Genomic DNA, 14782 nt, shown 5'->3' on the forward strand with positions numbered 1-14782 from the left:
CCGGCAGGTCTTCCACGCTGCGCGGCGTCCGAAACGGTCGTGGCCCCCGCGCCACGGAAAATGCCGCGGTGGGGCCACGGCCCCGGAGGTTCAGCTGGGGAGCGGCGCCACGTCCACCGCCACGGACAGCCGCGAGGAGGACGCCTCCGTGTAGATGACGCCCTTCAGCGGCGTGACGTCGGCGTAGTCCCGGCCCCAGGCCACGGTCACGTACCGGTCGTCGGCCCACGTGTCGTTGGTCGGGTCGACGGCGAGCCACGTGCCGGGGCCGCGGCCGCCCTCGGCGTCCGGCAGGCCCGGCACCCAGACGGCGCTCCACGCGTGGCTCGCGTCCGCGCCCACGAGCCGCTCCCGGCCGGGCGGCGGTGTGGTCGCCAGGTAGCCCGACACGTAGCGCACCGCCAGCCCGTGGGAGCGCAGCCCGGCGAGCGTCAGGTGGGCGAAGTCCTGGCAGACGCCGGCGCGGTCCGCCATCAGGTCCGCGACCGTGCTGCTCACCGTCGTCGCCGCCGGGTCGTAGGCGAAGTCGGCGTGGATGCGTCGCACCAGGTCCGTGACCGCCTCACCGACCGGGCGGCCGGGCGTGAGGGAGGCCGCGACGTACGCCCGCACCTCCGGCCCCTGGTCGGCCAGGGAGGAGGGAAGGGCGTACTCCCACGCCTCCCACGCGTCCGGGCTCTCGGGGCGGGCCGCCGGTCGGGCGTCCTCCCAGGGCTGGGCGAGCACGGCCGCGTCGTACGCCGGGGTGGTGACGTCGACGACGCTCTCGGCGTACACCTCCAGCTCGCGGTGCCGCGTGACGACCTGGAAGTACGACGCCGTGTTGCCGTGGACGTCGACGTCGTCGCGCACCTCGGCCGCCGGCGTCACCTGCAGCGAGCGCTCGTGCACCTGCTGGAACGGCAGCTCGCGGGGCGTCAGGTAGGCGATGCCGAGGCTGTTGGTGACGTCGTCGTCGTAGGTGTAGGTGGTGCGGTGCCAGACGCGGTACCTCACGGGGCGTCCTCCCCGAGCGAGCCCTGGTGGCGCGGGAGCCGCTCGACCAGCTGCCCGAAGGGCCGGGGGCCAGGACCGGCGGCGAGGTGCAGCGCGGCGACGGCGTCGGAGAGCTGGGCGACGTCGGCGACGAGCTGGGCGAGGAACCCCCGCAGGTAGGGCCGGTGCGCCCCGCCGATCGCGACGAGCGCCCGCACGTCGACCGTGGTGACGCGCTCCGCGAGCTCCTCCAGCAGGCGCTCCGGACGGGTCGAGCCCGTCGAGCCGGGCATCGCCGCGAGGTGGCCGCGCAGCTCGTCGAGGCAGAACGCCACCGAGCGCGGGTTGTGGGGGTCGAGCAGCAGCAGCTCGAGCACGCTGTCGACCTTGACGTAGCCGCGGTGCCGCCGGCGGTGCGTCACCACCGACTCCGTCGCGCCGAGCACGACGTTGAGCACCCGCCGGTCCGTGTCGAGCCCGCGCCGCTCCACCGTCGCCGCGGCGAGCAGCCGCGCGACCTGCTGGGCGCGCTCGAGGGTGCGCCCGGCGCCGGCCATGTGCCAGCCCGGGTCGCGCACCATGTTGGCCGTGACGCCGGTGAGGGCGAGCATGCCGTCGAGCATGCGGCCGCTCGCCTCCTCCACGCGGTGGCTGTGGGGCGAGGCCGTCAGGGTCGCGGCGGCGCGGTCCAGCGCCGCGAACGCCCGCCAGGTGTCCGCGGACAGCTGGTCGCGCACGCCCCCGGCGCACGACCGCAGCGCGGCCAGCGACTGCGCGACGCTGCCCTCCCGCGCCGGGTCGAGCAGCACGGCGTGGAACTCGGCGTCGAGGGGCGCCCCGAACGCCTCCGCCCGCGCGGCCTCCGGACCGGCGAGACCGGCGAAGGCCGCGGCGTACGGCGCGGTGTCCGGCAGCGGGCAGAGCCGGTGGATCGCCGACCACGCGACGGCCAGGCTCGCCCCGCCCGACGACCACGGCCGGGCGCGGTAGTCCTCCGCCAGCGCGTGGGCGGTGAGCACGAGGCGCAGGAGGTCCTCGGCCCGCTCGCGGTAGCGGCCGAACCAGAAGAGGTCGTCGAGCACGCGCGGACCGCTGGCCGCGCCGGGCACCGCGTAGGACAGCTGCAGCTGGTGGGCCAGGTGCTGGTCGGGCTCGGCGGCGTCCTTCTTGAGGACCCAGACGTCCTTCGACACCCACGGCGAGGTCCGCCCGCCGTCCCGGCGCTCGCGCACCGTGGCGAGCCCGCCGACGAGCGGGCGGTAGGACGAGCCGTACCAGAGCGAGAAGGTCCGCAGCGACATCGGACCGGGAGCGATCCGGCCGGTCGGCGGCCCGTACGACGCGCGCTCGCGCCCGAAGGTCGGCACCTGCGAGAGGGCGATGGGCTGCTGGCCCACGTGGGCGTGCGGCTCGGCGAGGATCCGGGCGCGCAGGGAGTCGGGGTCGCCGTCGACCCGGGTGCCGTCGATGCGCCGCACCTCGAGCTCGTCGAGCCGGTCGAGGACGGTGCGGCGCTGCTCCGCCTCCCCGCACCACCAGGTCGGCACCGCGTCGAGGCGCAGGTCCTCCCCCAGCAGGTGCTGGGCGACCGCCGGGAGGTAGGGCAGCAGGCCCGGGTTCTCGAGCACGCCGGAGCCCAGGCCGTTGACGACGCGGACCGTGCCGCGGCGTACCGCCTCGGAGAGGCCCGCGACCCCCAGGCGCGAGTCGCCGCGCAGCTCCAGCGGGTCGCTGAACGCGGCGTCGACGCGCCGCAGGATGACGTGCACCGGCTCGAGGTGCTCGAAGACACGCATCCAGACGGCACCGTCACGCACCGTCAGGTCGCTGCCCTGCACGAGCGGGACGCCGAGGGTGCTCGCGAGGAACGCCTGGTCGTAGGCCGTCTCCGAGTGCGGTCCCGGCGAGAGCACGACGACACGGGGGTCGGCGGGGTCGCCGGGCGCCGCCTGCAGCAGCGACGTGCGCAACGCGTGGAAGAAGGGCGCCATCCGGTGCAGCGTCGCCTGGCGGTAGAGCTCCGGCAGCACCCGCGAGACGACCCGCCGGTTCTCCATGGCGTACCCCATGCCGGACGGCGCCTGCGCCCGGTCGGCCAGCACGCGCCACTCGCCCGCGGCGGTGCGGCCGAGGTCCGTCGCCGAGAGCAGCAGGGGTCGGGGGTCCGCGTTGGAGGCCCGCGCCACGACGCGGGCGTAGCCCGGGTGGCCGAGCACGAGGGGGGCCGGGAGCACGCCCGAGCGCAGCAGCGTCCGGGGTCCGTAGAGGTCGGCCAGCACCGCGTTGAGCAGCTCGGCGCGCTGCGTCAGCCCCACCTCGAGGGTCGACCACTCGTCGGGCTCGATGACGAGGGGCACCGGGTCGAGGCGCCACGGCTCGGGACGCTCCCCCGGCAGCGCGTAGGTGACGCCGTCGTCGGCGAGGGTCCGCTGGATCTCGTCGTCGACGCGGGCGAGGTCACCGGCCGTGAGCCGGAACGCCGCCTCCGCGAGCGGACGCCAGGCGGGCCGGAGGGTGCCGTCGGGGGCGACCAGCTCGTCGTACCGGTCGGGGGCCTCCCCCAGCCGCGGCTGCGCCAGCGCCGCCGTGTAGTCGTCGAGCACGGTCACCGGGACACCCTGACACGGCGGGTGCCGCCGCGGAGGGTCAGGAGGCCTCGGTCACGGAGTACGAGACGACCGAGCCGCCGCCGACGGGGTCATCGATGACGGACACCGCGACCTCCCACGCCTCGCCCGTGAAGCTGCCGATCAGGACCTCGCCGAGGTCCTGCGACGTCGACTCCTCGTAGCCGTCGGCCTCGAGCAGGCCCGCGGCCTCGTCGTACGCCTCCTGGGGCGTGCCGTCGTGCTGGAGCGCGGCGGTGTAGACGCCCGTCTGCTCGGCACCCACCTGCACCTCGCCCTCGACGAGCGGGACGTCGTCGGGGAAGCCGTCGGGGAGCTCGTCGTCGAAGCCGAGCTCCTCGAGGTCGTCGAGGTCGCCGGTGGGCACCTCGGAGGCGTCGGCGTCGTTCGCGTCGCCGGACTCGCCGGACTCGCCCGCGTCGCCCGACTCGCTCGAACCGGCGTCGCTCCTGTCGCCGTCGTCGTCGCTGCACCCGGCGAGCAGGGCGACGCCGAGGACGGCGGCGACGGGGAGCAGGGCGAGGCGGCGGACCTGGAGGCTCTTCATGGCCGGGTTCCTATCGGGCAGCGGTGAACGGGTCGCGAACGACGGGTGGCCCAGTCCACCACGAGGTGCGGCGCGGGCCGCGCGTCAGGTCAGGGCCGGCGCCACGACGAAGGCGGCGCGGGTCGGGTACTCCGCGTCGTCCGCCGACTGCCCCGTCACGTCGGCCACCGAGAGCCCCACGACGGCGTCGTCCGCCTCCCGGGTGAAGACGCGCATCTCCGTCATGCCCTCCGGGTCGACGGGGGCGACCTCGGCGAAGCCCGCGCCGACGAGCCGGTCCTCGATCGCCGTCGCGTTGTCGTCGGCCGAGCCGGGCAGGCGCTGCAGCACGTACCACCCGAACTCGTCGCTGCCGAACGACGCCACGTCGGGCAGCGCCACGTCGTCCGCGAGCATGCCGTCGGGCAGCTCGGGGAGCTGTCCCACGCGGTCCAGCGCGGTCTCGTCGAGCTCCGGCAGCGCGTCGACGACGGCCTGGATCCGCTCGCCCGAGGTCGCCCCCGGCGCCGGGAGCGTGGGCTCGGCGGTGGTCTCGGCCGCGACGTCCCGGCTGGCCTCGGCCGCCGGGTCGGCCTCGTCGCCGCTGCAGCCCGCGAGGAGGCCAGCGCCGAGCACCGCCCCGACGAGGGCGGCGGTCACGCGGGCGGTCGGACGCGGCGTACGGCGCATGCCCGCGATCGTCGCAGCCGATGCTGAACGGTTGCTGGGAGGGGGCGCGGGCTCCTCCCCCGCCGCCGGATGTCATGCGGAGCGGCGGCGCGGGCGACCGGAACGCATGACGTCCCGGGGGCGGCGGGGCGGGCCGGGCGGAAGAAAACGCGGAGTGCGGTGGGGAGGGGATGAGGAGAGTGCGCCGGCCTCGGCGTGGGGGTGAGACGAGTGCGGGATCCGACCCCGCGACACGCCGAGGAGGCCGGGGCTCCGTCCGCGTTCTCTTTCTCCGGTTCGGGAGCCCCTCCGGTTCGGTCCGCGTTTTCTTCCCCCACGGTGGGACGCCGCGACGGCCACCAGCCCGGTCCGCGCGGTCCGCTCTCCCCGTGACGGGGGCGAGGAGGAGCGGCCGTGCGGGCCGGGCTGGTGGGGTCGGGGGTACCGCGGGTCAGCCGAGGACGGTGATCGTCCCCGTCGTGCCGTCGACCTCGATCTCGGCGCCGTCGGGGATGCGGCTCGTGGCGCTCGCGGCGGAGACCACGCAGGGGATGCCCAGCTCCCGGGACACGATCGCGGCGTGGCTGAAGGGTGCCCCGACGTCGACGACGACGGCGCCGGCGGCCATGAACAGCGGCGTCCAGGACGGGTCCGTGATGGGCGCGACGAGGATCTCGCCGGGCTCGAGGGCCGACGGGTCGTCGGGCGTCAGGAGCACGCGGGCGCGACCCCGGGCGACGCCGGTGCAGCCCGAGACGCCGGTGATGGTGCCGCCGGCGGCGAGCACGTCGCCCGCGGCCGCGTCCCGCCGCTCCCACGTCTCGACCGGCGGCGGGTCGCCGGCCACCACGAAGGGCGGCACGAGGTCGAAGAGCGCCAGGTAGGACGTCTCGCGCTCGCGCACCGTCGCCGTGAACGACGACGGGTCGGCCAGGTAGGCGTCGAGCTCCTCCTCGAACAGCATGAAGACCTGCTGCGCGTTGTCGAGGGCGCCCGCGGCCACGCCGCGACGGCCGAGCTCGAGCGCCGCGAGGCGCTGCTCGTGCATGAGCATCGCGGCGGTGGTGCGGCCACGCTCGCGACCCCGCAGCCACAGGGCGGCCGCGCCGTACGCCGCCTCGAACTGCGCGAGACCCTCCTCCGATCCTGCGAGGGCGGCGCGCAGCTCGGTGGCCGCGGCCTCGCGCTCGGCGGCGCGGGCCTCGGCCTTGACGGCCGGGTCCTCGCCCTCGTCGACACGACGCATGCGGTCGATCGTCGACAGCACCATGTCGGGCTTGACCCCCCACGTCAGCGCGCGGATCTCCCACTCGGCAGGTCCGCGGAAGTCCCAGTCGGCGAGGAACTGCCGGAGGTCGGCGACGAACGCCTGCACCTCCGCCTCCTCGCTCGCGACGAGGCGGTCGTGGAGACCCTCGGTGCCGGCGTCGAACAGCGCCGCGACCGGTCCGGTCGAGGCCGCCCGGCCCAGGCGCCAGATGCCCTTCGACGGGCCGGTCGAGTCGACGTCACCGATGCCGCTCACGAGGGTGAGGGCCAGCTCGGGACGACCGACCGCGGCGGCCACCTGTGCCATGGCCCCCAGGCCGACGCCCGACTTGAGGCTGGCCTCGATGTGGTGCTGGAAGAGCCGGCGGGCGAGCGCGTCGAAGGACGTCAGCCGGCGACGCAGCTCCTCGTCGGTCGCCGCGGAGAGGTCGGGCCGCTGCGCGCGGATGGCGTCGACCTCGGCCCGGTCCGCGTCGTACGCCGCCAGGTCGGTCGCCCCCAGCACCTCGCCCATCAGCCAGGCACCGGCCTTGGCCTCGAAGGCGGGGTCCTCGTCGAAGTCGCGGCGCTCGCTCTCGTAGGACGGGATGCCCGGCATGTCGCCGAAGTACTGCAGGTCGACGGCCTCCGCGGACATGCCCGGCACGCGCACGCCGAAGAGACGCATGAGCGACATGTTGATGTAGAGGTAGCTGCCGAACGCCGGGAGGATCGCCTTCTCGACCGACGCGTCGTAGAGGTCGTGGTCCCAGACGCCACACGCGACGAAGGCGTCGCGCCACCCCGGCTCCAGGTTGTGCTGGAAGCCCGCGGAGGCGTTCAGGGGGCTGATCGGGTCGGGGAAGATCTCGCCGACGTTGGCGCGCGAGTAGAGCGGGAACAGCTTCGACGTGGCGTCGTCGATCGGCCAGTCAGTCATGCGAGATCTCCTCGGTCGGGAAGGTCCGTGGCGTCGATTGCGACGCTGCAGTCACATCATGTTGTGAGGCCGGTCACCTGTCAATAGGTCGATGTCGACCCGAGAATCCCCGCCGATCGACTTCTCTGGGGATCGAGCCCGCGAACAACTGGACGAATGTGCGACGGTTCCGTCACAATCGTCATTCCACTGCGAGAGGCGGTCACGCGTGCGCATCCTGGTCACCAACGACGACGGCATCGAGGCACCCGGCCTCCTCGCCGCCGCCCGCGCCCTGGTCGACGCCGGTCACGACGTCGTCGTCGGCGCCCCGACCCGTGACTTCTCCGGCTCGGGCTCGGGTCTCGGCCCGATCGACGACGGCTCCGTCGTCGGGTGGCGCGAGCACCGCCTGCCGGGCGTCGACTGCGCGGCGTACGCCATCGACGCCCCGCCGTCCTTCGCCGTGCTCGCGTTCTGCTCCCGGCTCTTCGGGCCGTCGCCGGACCTCGTGGTCGCCGGCATCAACGACGGCTACAACACCGGGCGCCTCGTGCTCGCCTCGAGCACCGTCGGTGCCGCCCTCACCGCCGCCACCGTCGGGGTCGGGAGCATCGCGGTCAGCACCGCCGAGGCGCCCCACCACCGCTACGACACCGCCGCCGCCGTGCTCGTCGCCGTCGTGCGCCAGGTCGTGCAGCAGGGCCGGCGCGGCGCCTGCCTCAACGTGAACGTGCCCGCCCTCGACGTCGCCGACCTCGCCGGCGTCGAGGTCGGCGGCCTGGCGCGCCGCGGCCTCATGGGCCTCGGCCTCGAGCGGGGCGACGACGTCATCACGCTGCGTCGCTACGCGAACGACCGCGGGATCGACGGAGGCACCGACGCGGCCCTCGTCGGGGCGGGGTACGTCGCGGTCACCGCCCTCACCGGCGTCACCCAGGCCGACCACGGACGGGCGGGCAACGCGGGCCTCGCCGCCGTCGTCGACGCGGCCCGCGCACAGCTCCGCGCCCACGCCGGCGCGACCCCCGTCTAGCAGGTCCGCCCCCTCCCGGGAGACCCGGGAAGGGGGCGGCGGGAGCGTCGGGGATCAGTCGAACTCGACGACCACCCGCGCACCGAGGGGCCGGGACTGGCAGCCGAGCACGTAGCCGTCCTCGATGTCCTCCTCGGCCAGCGCCTCCGTCGAGCCCTGCACGACCTCGCCGTCGACGACCGTGCACATGCAGGAGCCGCAGGTGCCCTCGCGGCAGGAGTACGGCGCTTCGACGCCGTTCGCCAGCATGACGTCGACGAGCGTCTCGGAGCGACCCCAGCGCAGCAGGTGGGTGCGCCCGTCGAGGGTGACCTCGAGCTCGGCGGCGTCGTCGTCCGCACCGGCGGGCTCCGCCACGGCCAGCGCGAAGGGATCGCCCACGAGGGAGTGGAAGTCCTCCTGGTGCACGGCCCGCGGCGCGGCCCCGCAGGCCACCGCGGCCTGCTTCGCGACGTCCATGAAGGGCGCCGGTCCGCAGAGGTACCAGGGCTTCTCGCCCGTCGGGCCGGTCAGCTCGGCCAGGCCGTCCACGGTGGGCAGCCCCCGCTCGCTCTCCAGCCAGTGCCGCACCTCGAACCGGTCCGGGTGGGCGGCGGCGAGCGCGTCGAGCACGTCGGCGAAGATCACCGACTCCGCGTCCCGGTTGGCGTAGAGCAGCGTCAGACGCCCGCCCGGCACGGCCAGGGCCGCTCGCACGATGGAGATCATCGGCGTGATCCCGCTGCCGGCCGCGGCCAGCACCATCGACGCCGCGAGGTCGTGGGGCACGAAGGTGCCGGCCGGGGGCAGCACGCGCAGCGTGGCGCCGGGACGGAGGTGCGCGCACAGCCACCCGCTGGCGTAGCCGTCGGGCGTGCGCTTCACCGTGACGGTCGGCGCGTCGCCGGGCGCGCTGCTCAGCGAGTAGCAGCGCGCGACCCGGCCGGTGCGCTCGCTCGGCACGGCGAGCGTGAGGAACTGGCCCGGGCGGTGCACGAACCGGTCGGCCAGGTCGGCGGGCACGTCGAAGGTGATCGACACCGCGTCGGCGGTCTCCTGCACGACGTCGCGCACGGCGAGCTCGTGGCCCAGCAGCACCGGGTCGAGGGACGTCGCGGTCACCGGTCCTCCTCCGCCCGCGGCAGCAGCCGGTACCAGGACTCGCCGAGGCTGCGCCCCAGCTCGTCGATGCGCTCGCGCCGCGGCGTCGACGCGGGCAGGCCGACGTGCACGTAGGCGAGCTGCTCGGTGAGGCAGCCGAGCGCCTCCGCCAGCAGGTCGAGGTCCTCGCCGGCCCGGAGGTGGCCGCTGTCGGTGAGGCGCTGCAGCCACCGACGCGTGCGCGCGACGAAGTCGCCCCGCAGCCGCAGCCACAGCTGGAGGAACCCGTCGTTGGCGCTGGCCGCCGCGGCCTCGCGCAGGAGGCGCAGGGTGTGCCGGTAGCGGGCGTAGCTGTGCAGGTAGCTCGTGTTGCTCTCGACGAGGCTCTCGAGCTCGAAGCTGTGCCCCGTACGGCGCGTGGGCACCACCGCGAGGGCCTCCAGCCCCGGCCGGAGCGCGGCCAGGAAGACGTCGTCCAGCGACGTGAAGTGACGGTAGAAGTTGCCCTGCGCCGTGCCGGCCCGGTGGACGATGTCGGAGACGCGGGTGCGGGTGTAGCCGTACTCGGTGAAGCACTCGATGGCCGCGGTCACGATGCGCTCACGGGTCTGCTCGCCCCGCTTGTTGGGCCGCTTGGCCGACGGCTCGCCGTCGCGCAGGCCGACGTCGTCGTAGAGCCCGCCGATCATGTCGCTGACGTCGATCACCTCGGGGTCGCTCACAGCTCCTCCGCCCAACGCTCGAGGGTGGCGACGTGGGGGTTCCCCGTCGCCGGTCCGGTGGCTCCGTCAGGCGCGCCCGTGCCCGTCACGTCGCCCCGGTGGACGGTGCCGGCGGCGCCGTCGACCGTCACCAGGGTCCCGGGCGTCGCGGTGAGCGCGTCGACGACGCCCTCGCCCGCCCCGACGACGCACGGCAGGCCGATCTCGCGGCAGACGAGCGCCGCGTGGGAGGTGCTGCCGCCCAGCTCGGTGACGACGGCGACGGCCTCGAACATCAGGGGCACGTCCTCCGGCACGGTCGCCGGACGCACCAGCACGAAGGGCGTGCCGGCGGCCGACAGCTCGAGGGCCTGGCTCTCGTCGCTCACCGCGACGCCGACGGCGACCCCGGGACCGGCGGACAGGCCGGTGGCGAGCACCTCGGTGCCCGCGCCCACGGAGCCCTGCGCCGCGGCGGCGGCCCGCTGGTCGGCACCGACGCGGGCCACGGCCTCGGCCCTCGTGATGAGGCCCTCCTCGGCCAGGTCGACGGCGATGCGGGCCGCGGCGACGGCGGACCGCTTGCCGGCCCGGCTCTGCAGCACGTAGAGCCGGCCGCTCTCGATGGTGAACTCGATGTCGACCAGGTCGCGGTGCTCGCGCTCGAGGAGCGCGGCCACCTCGGCCAGCTCGTCGTGGAGCTCCGGCGACCGGGTGGCGAGGGTCGCGAGGGGCTGGGGCGTGGCCGCGCCCGAGACCACGTCCTCGCCCTGGGCGCGCGGCAGCCACTCGCCGTACAGGGTGGGGGCGCCGGTGCCGGGGTCGCGGCTGAAGAGCACGCCCGTGGCGGAGTCGTCGTCGCGGTTGCCGAACACCATGGCCTGCACGGTCACCGCCGTGCCGCCGCCCTCGCCGAGGCCGTGGCGCTGCCGGTAGGCGCGCACGCGGTCGTTGGTCCAGGAGTCGAAGACGGCGCCGATCGCGGCACGGAGCTGCTCCCAGGGGTCCTCGGGCGGCAGGGCCCCGGGGTCGTCGAGGACGATCTCGCCGAAGGAGGCACAGAACCGGCGCCACGTGTCGTCAGCCCACTCCGTGTCGCCGGTGCTCGTCGCGAGCGCGTCGGCGAGGTCGCGGGTGAGACCGAGGTTGAGCACGGTGTCCATCATGCCCGGCATGCTCTGCGCCGCGCCCGAGCGCACCGACACGAGCAGCGGCTCCGGTCCGGCGCCGAACGTGCGCCCCGTCGCCCGCTCGAGATCGCGGATGCCCGCGACGACCTGCGGCCAGACGCGGTCGGGGAGCCGGCCGCCGGCCGCGTGGTACTCCTGGCAGACCCGGGTCGTCACCGCGAAGGCGGGAGGGACCCGCAGGCCGAGGGCCCGCATGGCGTTGACGCTGCAGGCCTTGCCACCGAGCAGCTCGCGGTCGCCGGGCTCCGCACCGTCGAGGGTGACGATGTCGGCCGCGGTCATCAGGTCGGTCATGACGGGTCCTTCCGGTCGGACGTGGTGGGGGCGGCGGGCCTGGCGGCCCCGGGGGGACCGGGGGGACCGGCCCGGTGGGCGGCGGCGACCCGCGCCGCGAGCAGGCCTCCCTCGACGGGGACGTCGACGCCGTTCAGCCAGGTAGCCGATCGCCCGAGCGCGAAGACCACGACGGCCGCGATCTCCTCGGGCCGCCCGTGGCGGCCGACGACGCCGGCTGCCCGGGCGATCGCGTCGACGCCCATGGAGGCGCGGAAGTCGTCGAGGATCGGCGTCTCGATGGGGCCCGGGCTCACCGTGAGCGCGCGGCGCCCGGCGGGGAGCAGGTCGGCGGCGAGCAGCTGGGTCGCGAGGTTGAGCGCGGCCTTCGACGTGTCGTAGGCGGCCGGGCCCTCCAGCCCGTGCACCGCCAGCCACGCCGCGACGCCGTCGGCGTCGGTGACGTCGAGCAGGTCGCGGAGCGCCTCGGGTGGTACGGCGCTGCGGTGCGCCGCCACGGACGACACGTTGACGACCGCCCCGCCGGGCTCGATCCGGTCGACGAGCCCGGCGGCCAGGCGCCGCGGGCCGAGCAGGTTGACGGCCAGCACCGTCGCGGGCGGGCACGTGCCCGGGACGCCCGCCACGTTGGCGAGGCCCGCGACCTCGGACGGGAGGGCCGCCAGGGCGGCGTCCACCGAGGCGGGGTCGGCGAGGTCGACGGCCACCGGGGTGACGCCGGCGAGCGGCACCGGACCCCGGTCGAGCGCGATGACGCCGTGCCCGGCGGCCAGCAGCTGGGCCGCCACCTCGCGTCCGATGCCGGAGGCGGCACCCGTGACGACGTACGGCGCGGCGCTCATGCCATCACCGCCGTCAGCTCGGTCATCTCGAGCAGGCCGTGGGTGCCGAGCTCCCGACCCCAGCCCGAGTCACCGGAGCCGCCGAAGGGCACGGCGGGCCGCTCACGGGTGCGCACGCCGTCGACCTTCACCTGGCCGGCGCGGATCTCGGCCGCGACGGCGACCGCCGTGGCGCGCGAGCCGTCGGTGCCGGCCGACCACACCTCGGCCGAGAGGCCGTACCGGGTGTCGTTGGCCAGGCTGATGGCGTGGTCGAGGTCGTCGTAGCCCTGGAGCACGAGGACCGGTCCGAAGATCTCCTGCTGCGCGGCCGCGGCGCCCGCCGGGAGGTCGGCGAGCACGACCGGGTCGACGAACCAGCCGTGCCCGACGGCCTCGCTCGGGCGACCGGTGCCGGTGACGAGGCGGCCCCCGTCGGCGAGGGCACCGGCGACATGGCCGAGCACGCGGTCGCGGTGGGCGCGGGTGACGAGTGGGCCCTGGCGGGTGGCGGGGTCGGCCGGGTCGCCGAGCACGAAGCGGCCGACCTCGGCGCGCACGACCTCCTCCACCTCCGGCAGCACCGCGGCCGGGAAGAGCAGCCGCGTCGTGGCGTTGCACGCCTGGCCGGAGTTGACGAGGCCGCTGGCGAGCACGGCCGGGACCACCTCCGCGAGGTCGGCGTCCGGCAGCACGAGGGCCGGGGACTTGCCGCCCAGCTCGAGGGTGGCGGGCGTCAGGGTGGCGGCCCCCGCGGCGGCGACCAGGCGGCCCGCCGCGACGCTGCCGGTGAAGGTGAGCCGGTCGAGACCGGGGTGCTGCGTGAGCGCGGCGCCCGTCACGGGGCCGGTGCCCTGCACCACCTGCAGGAGGTCGGCCGGGGCACCGTGGGTCGCGGCGGCCTCGGCGACCAGCAGGGCGAGCCGCACGGCGTCGTACGGCGTCTGCTCCGACGGCTTGAGCACGACGGCGCAGCCCGCGCCGAGCGCGGCGGCCACCTTCGCGACGATCTGGTGCACCGGCATGTTCCACGGCGTGATCGCGCCGACGACGCCCGCGCCCCGGCGGTGCAGCACCGCCCCGTCCGAGGTCTGCACCCACGCGAGCGTGCGGGTGAGCGCGGCCGTCGAGCGCAGCACGCGGGTCGGCAGGTCGACCTGCGTGGCCGCGGCCAGCCAGAGCGGCATGCCCATCTCGGTGCTGACCGTGCCCGCGACGGCGTCGCCGTCGCGCTCCAGCAGGTCGGCGAGCGTCTCGAGCAGCTCGGCGCGTCCGGCCGGGTCCACCCGGGTCCACCGCTCGTGGGCGGCGCGGGCGCGGCGTACGGCCTCGTCGACCAGGGCGGCACCGGCCTCCCGGCTCGCCCCGACGACCTCCTCCGTGAACGGGGAGACGACGTCGTGACGGTCACCGCCCTCCGCGCGCTCCTCGCCCCCGAGCACGTGGCCCGCGAGCGCGGGCAACGGGCTCACGCCTGCTCCAGGCGGACCGGCAGCGTCTTGATGCCGCGGAAGAAGTTGCTGCGCAGGCGCCGGGCGTCGCCCATCACCTCCAGGCGGAGGCCGCGCTCCACGAGCCGGGTGAAGAAGAGGCGCGCCTCGAGCCGGGCGAGGTTGGCGCCGAGGCAGGCGTGCTCGCCCCACCCGAAGCCCAGGTGCTCGTTGGGGTGCCGGTCGATGCGGAACTCCTCGGGGCGCTCGAACGCGCGCGGGTCGCGGTTGGCCGAGCAGAACCACATGACGACCTTCTCGCCGGCCCGCACGGTGCGGTCGTGCAGCTCGACGTCACGCGTGGCCGTGCGCCGCATCGAGAGCACCGGGCTGACCCAGCGCACCATCTCCTCGACGCCCACGCGGACGGCCGAGGGGTTGACGCGCAGGTGGTCCCAGGCGGCGGGGTTCTCGTGGAGGGCCAGGACCCCGCCGGAGAGCAGGTTCCGGGTCGTCTCGTTGCCCGCCACCATGAGGATCAGGTAGTACGCGTCGAGGTAGCCGCGGCTCAGCGGGACCCCGTCGAGCTCGGCGGCGGTCAGCGCGCTGACGAGGTCGTCGGCCGGGCAGGCCCGCCGCTGCTCCTCGAGGGCCCGGAAGTAGGTGAAGACCTCGTCGCGCGCCCGCACGGCGGTCTCGGGGCCCTCCGAGTAGTCCGGGTCCTCCGACGCCATCTGGTTGGTCCACCGCAGCAGGTGGGGGCAGTCCTCGAGCGGAGCGCCCAGGAGCCGGCCGATCATCACGAGGGGCAGCTGGGCGGAGATCTTCTGGACGAGGTCGAACTCGCCGGTGCCGACGTGCTCGTCGAGCAGGTCGTCGATGACCTGCGTGATGTCGGGCTCGAGCTTCTTGACCTTGGCCGCCCGCACCTCGGAGGCCGCGAGCTTGCGCAGCGGACCGTGGTCGGGCGGGTCCACGTGGTGGATGCTGCGGGCGCCCGACCCCTCGGCGCGGCGGTCGGCGATCTGGGTGCCCTCGGTGACCGTGAAGGTCGCGTGGTCAGCGGCGACGCGCTTGACGTCGTCGTACCGCGTCACCGACCAGAAGCCGCGGCCGCCGGGCTCGTCGTTCCAGTGCATCGGACGCTCGTCGCGCAGCCGGGCGAAGACCTCCTCGTCGCGCCCGAGCTCGAACGGGTGGAGACTCATGAGGTCGAGGTCGTCGACGGAGGTCATGCGAGGGCTCCTCGGTGCGCGTCGTTTGTGA

The 14782-nt window shown here is 75.4% G+C and carries 12 protein-coding genes; 1 reads left to right on the forward strand and 11 read right to left on the reverse strand.

The window, feature by feature from the left end; all coding sequences use genetic code 11:
- Positions 1-90 precede the first annotated feature (90 nt).
- The 5 genes from PIR53_15405 to PIR53_15425 form a co-directional block, all read right to left on the reverse strand.
- Positions 91-996, reverse strand: coding sequence for a transglutaminase family protein (locus PIR53_15405; GenBank protein ID WZH51397.1), 906 nt, complete (start codon positions 994-996; stop codon positions 91-93).
- A complete protein-coding gene (locus PIR53_15410) occupies positions 993-3584 on the reverse strand; it encodes a circularly permuted type 2 ATP-grasp protein (protein WZH51398.1) in 2592 nt (863 codons plus the stop codon). The genes PIR53_15405 and PIR53_15410 overlap by 4 nt, the downstream gene beginning before the upstream one ends.
- Before the next feature lie 37 nt (positions 3585-3621).
- Positions 3622-4149 carry a hypothetical protein gene (locus tag PIR53_15415; GenBank protein WZH51399.1) on the reverse strand — a complete coding sequence of 176 codons (528 nt, stop codon included), beginning with the start codon at positions 4147-4149 and terminating at the stop codon, positions 3622-3624.
- Between the two features lie 84 nt (positions 4150-4233).
- Positions 4234-4818: a hypothetical protein gene (locus PIR53_15420; GenBank protein ID WZH51400.1), complete on the reverse strand. Its 585-nt coding sequence runs from the start codon at positions 4816-4818 to the stop codon at positions 4234-4236.
- A gap of 430 nt (positions 4819-5248) precedes the next feature.
- On the reverse strand, positions 5249-6985 hold the full coding sequence (locus PIR53_15425; GenBank protein ID WZH51401.1) for a PEP-utilizing enzyme: 1737 nt from the start codon (positions 6983-6985) through the stop codon (positions 5249-5251).
- A 208-nt stretch (positions 6986-7193) separates the two neighbouring features.
- Between PIR53_15425 and PIR53_15430 the strand changes: the two genes are divergently transcribed.
- A complete protein-coding gene (locus PIR53_15430; protein WZH51402.1) occupies positions 7194-8000 on the forward strand; it encodes a 5'/3'-nucleotidase SurE in 807 nt (268 codons plus the stop codon).
- A gap of 54 nt (positions 8001-8054) precedes the next feature.
- Here the strand turns inward: PIR53_15430 and PIR53_15435 are convergent, their stop codons facing one another.
- The 6 genes from PIR53_15435 to PIR53_15460 are packed head-to-tail and all read right to left on the reverse strand — an operon-like array spanning position 8055 to position 14751.
- The gene (locus tag PIR53_15435) at positions 8055-9101 is read right to left on the reverse strand and encodes a ferredoxin--NADP reductase (GenBank protein ID WZH51403.1); all 1047 of its coding nucleotides are present in this window, start codon (positions 9099-9101) and stop codon (positions 8055-8057) included.
- Positions 9098-9802: a TetR/AcrR family transcriptional regulator gene (locus PIR53_15440; protein ID WZH51404.1), complete on the reverse strand. Its 705-nt coding sequence runs from the start codon at positions 9800-9802 to the stop codon at positions 9098-9100. The genes PIR53_15435 and PIR53_15440 overlap by 4 nt, the downstream gene beginning before the upstream one ends.
- Positions 9799-11265 (reverse strand): pyruvate, phosphate dikinase, encoded by a 1467-nt coding sequence (locus PIR53_15445; GenBank protein WZH51405.1) that lies wholly within the window; start codon positions 11263-11265, stop codon positions 9799-9801. The genes PIR53_15440 and PIR53_15445 overlap by 4 nt, the downstream gene beginning before the upstream one ends.
- Positions 11262-12107: an SDR family oxidoreductase gene (locus PIR53_15450; GenBank protein WZH51406.1), complete on the reverse strand. Its 846-nt coding sequence runs from the start codon at positions 12105-12107 to the stop codon at positions 11262-11264. Before PIR53_15450 ends, PIR53_15445 begins: the two co-directional genes overlap by 4 nt.
- The gene (locus tag PIR53_15455) at positions 12104-13558 is read right to left on the reverse strand and encodes an aldehyde dehydrogenase family protein (GenBank protein WZH51407.1); all 1455 of its coding nucleotides are present in this window, start codon (positions 13556-13558) and stop codon (positions 12104-12106) included. The genes PIR53_15450 and PIR53_15455 overlap by 4 nt, the downstream gene beginning before the upstream one ends.
- A complete protein-coding gene (locus PIR53_15460; protein WZH51408.1) occupies positions 13555-14751 on the reverse strand; it encodes a cytochrome P450 in 1197 nt (398 codons plus the stop codon). The genes PIR53_15455 and PIR53_15460 overlap by 4 nt, the downstream gene beginning before the upstream one ends.
- Between the last annotated feature and the right edge of the window lie 31 nt (positions 14752-14782).

This window comes from Nocardioides alkalitolerans (assembly GCA_038184435.1).
In the GTDB taxonomy this organism is placed as follows: Bacteria; Actinomycetota; Actinomycetes; order Propionibacteriales; family Nocardioidaceae; genus Nocardioides; species Nocardioides alkalitolerans_A.

Excerpts from the sequence above, each read along its gene's own strand:
- PIR53_15445 (WZH51405.1), bottom strand. The coding sequence starts at position 11,265 with ATGACCGACCTGATGACCGCGGCCGACATCGTCACCCTCGACGGTGCG.
- PIR53_15450 (WZH51406.1), bottom strand. The coding sequence starts at position 12,107 with ATGAGCGCCGCGCCGTACGTCGTCACGGGTGCCGCCTCCGGCATCGGA.
- PIR53_15420 (WZH51400.1), bottom strand. The coding sequence starts at position 4,818 with ATGCGCCGTACGCCGCGTCCGACCGCCCGCGTGACCGCCGCCCTCGTC.
- PIR53_15425 (WZH51401.1), bottom strand. The coding sequence starts at position 6,985 with ATGACTGACTGGCCGATCGACGACGCCACGTCGAAGCTGTTCCCGCTC.
- PIR53_15415 (WZH51399.1), bottom strand. The coding sequence starts at position 4,149 with ATGAAGAGCCTCCAGGTCCGCCGCCTCGCCCTGCTCCCCGTCGCCGCC.
- PIR53_15460 (WZH51408.1), bottom strand. The coding sequence starts at position 14,751 with ATGACCTCCGTCGACGACCTCGACCTCATGAGTCTCCACCCGTTCGAG.